Annotated in this window: 9 protein-coding genes and 2 tRNA genes; 6 read left to right on the top strand and 5 right to left on the bottom strand. The window is 71.2% G+C overall.

Annotated elements, in window-relative coordinates:
• The 3 genes from SACPADRAFT_RS27885 to SACPADRAFT_RS0214775 form a co-directional block, all read left to right on the top strand.
• On the top strand, positions 1-471 hold a 471-nt coding region (locus tag SACPADRAFT_RS27885), incomplete at its 5' end, for a DUF3566 domain-containing protein (RefSeq protein ID WP_040924391.1).
• Positions 472-523: 52 nt separating this feature from the next.
• Positions 524-597: transfer RNA gene (locus tag SACPADRAFT_RS0214770), tRNA-Ile, on the top strand.
• A gap of 175 nt (positions 598-772) precedes the next feature.
• Positions 773-1,189, top strand: coding sequence for a hypothetical protein (locus SACPADRAFT_RS0214775; protein ID WP_007025741.1), 417 nt, complete (start codon positions 773-775; stop codon positions 1,187-1,189).
• Between the two features lie 168 nt (positions 1,190-1,357).
• Here the strand turns inward: SACPADRAFT_RS0214775 and SACPADRAFT_RS0214780 are convergent, their stop codons facing one another.
• Entirely contained in the window at positions 1,358-1,591 is a 234-nt protein-coding gene (locus tag SACPADRAFT_RS0214780) for a CsbD family protein (protein WP_007025740.1), read from the bottom strand.
• Between the two features lie 128 nt (positions 1,592-1,719).
• On the opposite strand from SACPADRAFT_RS0214780, the gene SACPADRAFT_RS0214785 reads away from it, so the two are divergent.
• Together SACPADRAFT_RS0214785 and SACPADRAFT_RS0214790 are read left to right on the top strand one after the other, a co-directional pair.
• A complete protein-coding gene (locus SACPADRAFT_RS0214785) occupies positions 1,720-1,911 on the top strand; it encodes a DLW-39 family protein (protein ID WP_007025739.1) in 192 nt (63 codons plus the stop codon).
• 32 nt (positions 1,912-1,943) lie between these two features.
• A tRNA-Ala gene (locus tag SACPADRAFT_RS0214790) sits at positions 1,944-2,016 on the top strand.
• A 60-nt stretch (positions 2,017-2,076) separates the two neighbouring features.
• Here the strand turns inward: SACPADRAFT_RS0214790 and SACPADRAFT_RS0214795 are convergent.
• The 3 genes from SACPADRAFT_RS0214795 to SACPADRAFT_RS0214805 form a co-directional block, all read right to left on the bottom strand.
• On the bottom strand, positions 2,077-2,571 hold the full coding sequence (locus tag SACPADRAFT_RS0214795; RefSeq protein ID WP_051442470.1) for a hypothetical protein: 495 nt from the start codon (positions 2,569-2,571) through the stop codon (positions 2,077-2,079).
• Between the two features lie 195 nt (positions 2,572-2,766).
• The gene (locus SACPADRAFT_RS0214800) at positions 2,767-3,105 is read right to left on the bottom strand and encodes a DUF8129 domain-containing protein (RefSeq protein ID WP_007025737.1); all 339 of its coding nucleotides are present in this window, start codon (positions 3,103-3,105) and stop codon (positions 2,767-2,769) included.
• 14 nt (positions 3,106-3,119) lie between these two features.
• Entirely contained in the window at positions 3,120-3,524 is a 405-nt protein-coding gene (locus SACPADRAFT_RS0214805) for a DUF2267 domain-containing protein (protein ID WP_007025736.1), read from the bottom strand.
• 226 nt (positions 3,525-3,750) lie between these two features.
• Here SACPADRAFT_RS0214805 and SACPADRAFT_RS0214810 point away from each other — a divergent pair, with 226 nt between their 5' ends.
• A complete protein-coding gene (locus SACPADRAFT_RS0214810) occupies positions 3,751-6,900 on the top strand; it encodes an NACHT domain-containing protein (RefSeq protein ID WP_007025735.1) in 3,150 nt (1,049 codons plus the stop codon).
• Positions 6,901-6,915: 15 nt separating this feature from the next.
• Here the strand turns inward: SACPADRAFT_RS0214810 and SACPADRAFT_RS27890 are convergent.
• The coding region (locus SACPADRAFT_RS27890) for a DUF1275 family protein (protein ID WP_157577181.1) at positions 6,916-7,253 on the bottom strand (338 nt) is incomplete at its 5' end.

A 7,253-nucleotide genomic window follows, 5' to 3' on the forward strand; every position in this document is an offset into this window, starting at 1 on the left:
GCCGCCGCGGGCCCGAACGGTCCGCTCGGCGCGCAGGCGTCCGAGCAGGGCGGTGCCGCCGGTGGCGGTTCGCGGCCGATCAGTGCGCTGCGGAGGCCCGGGCGCGGGCCCAGGCGGGCGAACCTGCAGCTCAAGCGGTTCGATCCGTGGTCGGTGCTGAAGCTGTCCCTGGTGCTCGGCGTGGCCCTGTTCTTCGTCTGGCTCGTCGCCGTGGGCGTGCTCTACACCGTGCTCGGCGGGATGGGCGTCTGGGAGAGCATCAACGGCACGTACGACTCGCTGGTGCAGAACGACGGCGCGGCGACGGAGGGTCCGCTGATCACGGCGGGCACGGTATTCATCGCCGCCGCGGTCGTCGGTGCGATCAACATCGTGCTGGTGTCGGCCCTGGCCACGGTGAGCGCGTTCATCTACAACGTCTGTGCCGACATGGCGGGTGGCCTCGAGGTGACGCTGTCCGAGCGGGAGTAGCGACCCCCGTCGGGAGGTCGCTGATCGCCTGAGGTAAGCTGTTCAGCGTTACGGGCCCATAGCTCAGGCGGTTAGAGCGCATCGCTGATAACGATGAGGTCGGAGGTTCAAGTCCTCCTGGGCCCACCGGAAGGGGCCGGTATCCGGATTCGGGTACCGGCCCTTTTTCTGTCTCCGGCCGGGCCACCCGTCCCGTCGTCCCGGTGTCAGTCACAGGCGTGACGTCGCCCGCCGGTGCGTTCATCCGGTCCCGGTGGGGGTAGGTCTCCGACACGACAGTCGGTGACGAAGGGGGCCGGTGATGTGCGCTGCCCGCCCGGATTTCCTGTTGCAGGCGTTCGTCGACGCGGCGAACCAGATGGAGGATTTCGCCATGGGCGTCACCCTGAGCGTGTCGGGTGGCCTCATCACCGGTGACCTGGTGACGGCGACGCGCTGGATGGACGAGGTCGCCACGCTCGTCGAGCTGGAGGGGTCGGAGGCGGCGTACCACGTGGCGAACGTGTACCGGGAGCAGTCGGTGCTCTACAAGAAGCGCGCCTCGCAGAACCGCGGCGAGGTACACGGCGAGGTCACCTACGTACACCTGCGGGACAGCCAGTGGGTGCAACCGTCCGGCCACCTCGGTCCCGAGCCCGGGGTCCACTGGCGTGGTCTGTTGACCGAGGTGGCCGGATGGTCGCTCGGGCGGCTACCGCTGTCCGCCCTGGATTACTGACCCGGGACGGCTCTGCCGCCCGGGGCTCCGGCGGGGCACACCGCCGCTGTTCCATGTGAAACAACGACGTCGGGACGGTGCCCGCCGGGGAACGCCGGTGCGGAGGGACCGCACACCCGGCGATACGTCATATCGAGTGAATTTCGGACGCGGCGGTGCCGCGTCCGATCACTGCTGGGACTGTTCGCGGGACTCCGCCCGGCCGGCCTCCTGCTCGGCGCGCTCGGCCTCGGCCTGCTTCTCGGCGGCCGTCTGTTGCGCCTGCCCCTTCTCCTGCTGGGCGCTGCCCTCGCGTTCCATCTCGTCGTTGCCCAGCGCCGTTCCCAAGGTCTCCTTGGCGCGACCCTTGAGGTCCTCGACCGCGCCCTTGACCCCTTCCTGGTTCTCGTCTCGTTCGGCCATGCGACTCCCTTTCTGGCGACGATGACTCCCCGCAGCTACCCGGGTGCGGTACCGGATAAACACGCGGCCGGGGACGTGCAGTAGCATCGGGGGCGCATGGTCAGCAGGTTGTCGAGGAGGGCTTCACCGTGAAGAAGCTGTTGGCACTCGCGGTCGTCGCGGGCGGCGTGTTCTTCGTGATCAAGAAGAACAAGGACGCCAAGGCCGAAGCCGATCTGTGGCGCGAAGCCACCGCACCGAGCGAGCGTCCCACGGCCGGCGCCTCCCAGAACGGCAGCGCCCCGACCAAGGCGAGCTCGGACGCGACGAGCACGAACTGAGACCACCCCGCGGGTGTTACCACCCGCGGTCCGGGGCTGTAGCTCAATCGGTAGAGCGCCGCTTTTGCAAGGCGGAGGTCAGGGGTTCGATTCCCCTCAGCTCCACAGCGTGTGACCACACGATGGTGTGGACCCTGTGTCCGTCATCGCCTCTGTGTCCTGTCGTCACCGTGGGGCGGGTTCGTCCCGCTGCCCGTCCCGAGGGTCCCCCCGGCGGCGGGCCCACGGCCTGCGGAATCGCACCAGGAACAACACCAGGACCGCGGACAGCAGCAGTGCACCCCCGTCGGTGACGGCGGTCGGCAGCACGCCCGCCGTCCCGTACAGGTCGAGTGAGGCCGCGAAGACCTCGGCGGGGATGACGACCACCCCGGCCGCCTGCGTGACATTGACGGCGAGCACCACCCAGAACACCCAGTTCCGCCCGGTCAGCGCGAGGAGTCCGAGCGCGTTGCCCACGAGGTAGACGCAGCCGACGACGCGGAAGCCGGTCAGGAAGCCCGGTGCGTTCGCCGCCGCCTCGTCGGCGGTCTGCCCGGCCAGACGCATGGTGTGCCGGAGCATCTCCTCATCGACGACGACGAAATTCTGCAGCGCGGTGCCGAGGGTGAACACCAGCGAACAGGTGAACACGAGAATCTGCAGGCGTCTGGTCCACACCGTGGGCACGTCGATCCCCCCAGGAACGCCCCGGCACCCGTGCCGGGTGGCTGTGTGTCGCGGAGGGAACGCACCCTAGCACCGGTGAGCGTGTCCGTGGGCGTCATCGCGCCGTCGGCGCTGCACCGGAAGTCGCGTCGCGGTCGGCCGGAGTGCTCCACCTGTCCACTCGACGGCCGGCCGCGACGCGCCGGATCAGGGCCGGTCCCGCTCCGGGGTGTTGCCGGCGACACCGTGCCGCAGGGGGCCGCCGGGCGGGGCGGTGCTGTCCGGGGACACCGGTGATCCGTGCCGGGTGTCGGCGGGTTTGCCGGTGCCGTCCCACTGGTCCCCGCCGGAGGGTTCGGCGCCTTCGTCGAGTTGCTGTCTGCGGGTCCGCAGCAGTTCCAACACCGGGGTGCGGTCGCCGTGCCGCTGCTCGTGCTCGATCAGCCGGTCGATGTCCCCGGCGGGCAGGGAGCGGATCTGGTGCTGCAGTTTCGCGATCGGCAGCTCGTCGTAGTCCGGCAGGGGAAGGGCTTCACCGGTGCTCATCGCCGCCGCCTCCTTCACGCCTTCTCGCGGTCGAACATCTCGGTCAGCTCGGGCGGCAGCTGCGCGAGCGTGTCGTCGAGCTCGCCCTTCCGCGTGGTCTCCCGGATCGTGGCGAACACGGCCGCGACCTGCCGTTCGACCCGGTCGGTGTCCACGGAGAAGATCTTGCCGCCGACCTTCTCCAGGAACTGGGCCTTGTCGTACGAGCTGGCCTGCCCCCGCTGCGCGGCCAGTTCGGCGCCGAGCTCGTCGGGCAGCTGGAGGGCGAGGTTCTCGGCCTGTCCGCCGGAGATCGTCTCGCCGAGTACCTGTGCGCACGCACGACTGAGCTGGTCGGCCTCCTCGATGTTGTCGATTCCGGCCCGCTCGCGCACCTTCTCCGCGAACTCGGTCATCTGCTGGCTGCGTTCCGGCTGCATGTGGCGTTCCGTGCCTTTCGTCGGTGGTCCTCGTTCGTCCCCCAGGGTCAGCGGGGTTGCCACGTCCGGGCGTGCGATAAACCCGCCCGGGGCAGGCCGTGTCGCGCCGGGGGGAACGGTTCGTCGGGTTCGTCCGTCGAAGTTCGCATAACCGACGTACGGTGCCGGTCGGGTTACCTACCGTGGACGTGACCGGATGTCCGGCCCCGGTGGGAGGTGCCCGGCGATGGTGCGCAGGGTTTTCTGGATCACGGCGGCGGTGTTGGTCCTCGCCGTGGGTGTGGCGGCCGCGACGGGGTGGTGGCCCGTCGACCTGCCGTCGGTCGCGACGGTCACGGGGGCGTTGCTGGCGCTGGGCTACGCCGCCACCCGGTCGATCGTCGAGCCGCTCTGGACCCGGGTGCGGGACCGGCTGGTGGACCGCTTCGACACGACCTGGGAGAACAGGCGCCTGACGGCGAAGTTCGAGGAGGACTACCGCACCTTCATCCGCAACCGCACCCGGTCGGTCGACCTCAAAGGGCTGTCGACGCTCGGGTTCCACACCCCGGAGCTGAGCCGGGTCTTCGTCGACCCGGGCCTCGCACGCCGGGCGGCCAGTCAGGTGGAGGAGGGTGTGGTCGATCCGCTCCCGGTCCATGTCGAGGACCGCGTGTCCCTGACGGAGCTGCTCGGACGGTCGGGGCCGCGGATCCTCGGGGTCGTGGGGGTGCCCGGGTGTGGGAAGACGACGCTGCTGTGGCACACCGCGAGCCGGGTCGCCGACGGCGAGGGGCCGCGCCCCGTGCCGATCCTGCTCGCCCTGCGGGACCACGCGGCCACGGTCGTCGCCGACCCGGAGGTGAGCCTGGCCGACCTGGTCCGCACCCGCACCGAGCTCGGCCGGTTCGCCACGGACGAACCGACCCGGTGGTTCGAGGAACGACTCGAACAGGGTCGATGCGTGGTCCTGCTCGACGGGCTGGACGAGGTGGCCCGGCGGGACGACCGCCGGGCCGTGGCCGACTGGATCGAGCGGCAGATCGTCCAGTACCGGGACAACGCCTTCGTGGTCACCTCCCGACCCCGCGGCTACCGCAAGGCTCCGATCTCGGGCGCGGAGATCTTCCAGGTGCGCAGCTTCACGCATTCCCAGGTGGTCGAGTTCGTCCACGCCTGGTACCTCGCCGCCGAGGTGCAGGCCAGTGCCGTCGCCACCGCGGCCCGCACCGGCGACACGGGCACCGGCACGGGCGGCCCCACCGATACCGGCACCGGGGACGACGGTGTCCGGGAGCGCGCGCGGCTGGGCGCGGACGACCTGCTGGAGCGGCTGAACGTGCTGCCGTCGCTGTACGACCTGACGATCAACCCGCTGCTGCTGACCATGATCGCCAACGTGCACCGGGACCGTGGCGCGCTGCCGGGCAGCCGGTCCGGTCTGTACGGCGAGATCTGTCAGGTTGTGCTCTGGAAACGGCAGGAGGCCAAGCGGCTCGACGTCGCGCTGTCCGGCCCGCGCAAGCAGTACCTGCTGCGCGGGCTGGCGTTCGCGATGATGCGGCGGCAGGTCCGCGACCTCCCGCGTCAGGAGGTGCACGACGAGTTCGAGACCATGCTCGCCCGGATGCCGGAGGACGTCGGCGCCGTCGAGGTGATCGGCGACGCCCGGCACCACGGGTTGCTGATCGAACGGGAGAACGGGCTCTACTCGTTCACCCACCACACCTTCCAGGAGTATCTGGCCGCCGCCCACATCCGGGACAAGGAGCTGTCCCGGATCCTGGAGGAGACCGTCGACGACCCGTGGTGGCGGGAGACGACCGTCCTCTACGCGGCGATGGCGGACGCGGACGCGATCGTGCGGGCGTGCCTCGCCTCGGGCAGCGTCGCCGCGCTGTCCCTGGCCTTCGACTGCGCCGAGGGCGGTCGTGAGCTCGCGCCCGAGTACCGGCGGGCGCTGGACGAGCTGCTGGCCTCCACCGCCGTGCCGGACACCGACCCGGAATTGCGCCGGGTGATGAACCGCGTCCTGCTCACCCGGCACCTGCGCACGGTGGTCCGCACCGCCGACGGGCGCCGGGTGTGCGCGCTGCCCGTCACCGTGCGGATCCACCGGCTCTTCCAGCAGGACACCGGCGCACCGGTTTTCGCGGTGGGCAACGACGACGACCCGGTCACCGATGTGGCGTTCACCGAGGCGGTGCGGTTCACCCGGTGGATCAACGACGTCACCGAGGGCGAGCCGGGATACCACCTGCCGACGCGGGCGGAACTGAACGACCCGACGGTGCGGGAGCGGTTGCCGACGTGCAGTGCGTGGCTCGCGCCCGAGCCGGGCCAGCACCGGTCGTTGCTGTGGACACCGGGGAAGACGCGGCATCCGCACGCCGTCGACGCCCGGAACGTCGCCGAGCACCTCACCGGCGACCTCGCCCGGGCGAGGGCGGGGTTGAGCCGGTTGCTCCTGCTGCGTTCGTTGGTGTTGCTGCGCTTTCTGGGTGACGCCCGCAGCACGAACAAGCGCCTCTACGTCGACTACGTCGACCAGCTGGACCGCGCGTTCGAGCGTGGTTCCGACCGGGTCCACGAGCGGGTGTCCAATGTGGCGGACGCGCTCACCGGGGCGCAGGACGTCGTGGGGGCGATCGGCGCGGACCTCGAACGCACCGTGCGGGTGGTCGGCAGCCTCGCAGCCGTGCCCGGGTTCGACCACCGGTGGGCGCTGTCCCGGATCGCCGAACTCCGGGACGCCCGCCTGCTCACCGAGTACGAGACCGAGCTCGGCCGGGACCTGCAGCTGCTGTCCCGCACGATCTGGCGCACCGTGACCGCCGACCGGGGTGCCGACCCGATCGACCGGGTGCTCGCGGCCGGGATGCGCCGTGCCCGCGCGATCCCGGAAGGCAGCGCGTACACGGAGACGGTGGAGGACGTCCTGGGCCGCGCGTCGGCGCGGGTGCTGGCCCGCACCCTCACCGACGGCGACCCGCGGGACTGGCCGGACCGGCTGCACCGGGAACTGACGCGGGCGTCCGGTATCGACGTCGACGCCGACGAGTTCCGGGTCTTCCCGGACACCCTGGAGAACGGGGCCCGCAACGCCTACGCGACCGCCTGCGAACGCCTCCCGGGTACCTGGCCCGCCGGGGCCGCGAAGGCGTTCGCCGACCTGGCCCTGCCCACCTTCGCCTGGCCCCGGCGGGGGCCGATCGCCGCGGAGGACGCCACCGTGGTGCGGCTGAGCGCGTTCCTCCTCGCCGCCGAGGCCGGCATGCACGGGGAGGACACGCTGCGCACGAAGTTCCTCGAACTCGCGGCCGGGGTCACCTTCCTGCAGAACCGCGACACCGAGGAAGGCTCCGTCACCCAGACGATCGTGCTCGCGGTCGCGTAGGCAGACACCCCGTCCTCAGGGGCGCTTCCCAGCCGTCGTGGCGGAAACCGTCGTGGCGAAGACCGTCACGGCGAGGGCGACCAGGGCGGCGGCGACCGCGAGGGCGACGGTGGCCGAGATCCGGAGCAGGAGTGCGCCGACCGCGGCACCGGCGAGCATCGCGCCGAGCGATCCCGCGCGGCGTGGTCCCCGCGCGCCGGGGCCGCCCACGAAGCGGGAGTCGGACACCAGTCCGGCCAGCGACAGGGTCACCACCGTCGTCGGGAGGTCGGCGATCGCCGTGCGGTGCACCGTGCCGTTCTGCAGACCGAGCGCCACGGCGAGGACGACCACGGTGGCGTGTCGGCCGGGGC

The sequence above is a fragment of the Saccharomonospora iraqiensis subsp. paurometabolica YIM 90007 genome (genome assembly GCF_000231035.2).
GTDB classification, from domain to species: domain Bacteria; phylum Actinomycetota; class Actinomycetes; order Mycobacteriales; family Pseudonocardiaceae; genus Saccharomonospora; species Saccharomonospora paurometabolica.

Bases quoted from the DNA above. Each gene is read 5' to 3' on its own strand.
- SACPADRAFT_RS0214775 (WP_007025741.1), top strand. From the start codon at position 773: ATGTGCGCTGCCCGCCCGGATTTCCTGTTGCAGGCGTTCGTCGACGCG.
- SACPADRAFT_RS0214810 (WP_007025735.1), top strand. From the start codon at position 3,751: ATGGTGCGCAGGGTTTTCTGGATCACGGCGGCGGTGTTGGTCCTCGCC.
- SACPADRAFT_RS0214805 (WP_007025736.1), bottom strand. From the start codon at position 3,524: ATGCAGCCGGAACGCAGCCAGCAGATGACCGAGTTCGCGGAGAAGGTG.
- SACPADRAFT_RS0214780 (WP_007025740.1), bottom strand. From the start codon at position 1,591: ATGGCCGAACGAGACGAGAACCAGGAAGGGGTCAAGGGCGCGGTCGAG.
- SACPADRAFT_RS0214800 (WP_007025737.1), bottom strand. From the start codon at position 3,105: ATGAGCACCGGTGAAGCCCTTCCCCTGCCGGACTACGACGAGCTGCCG.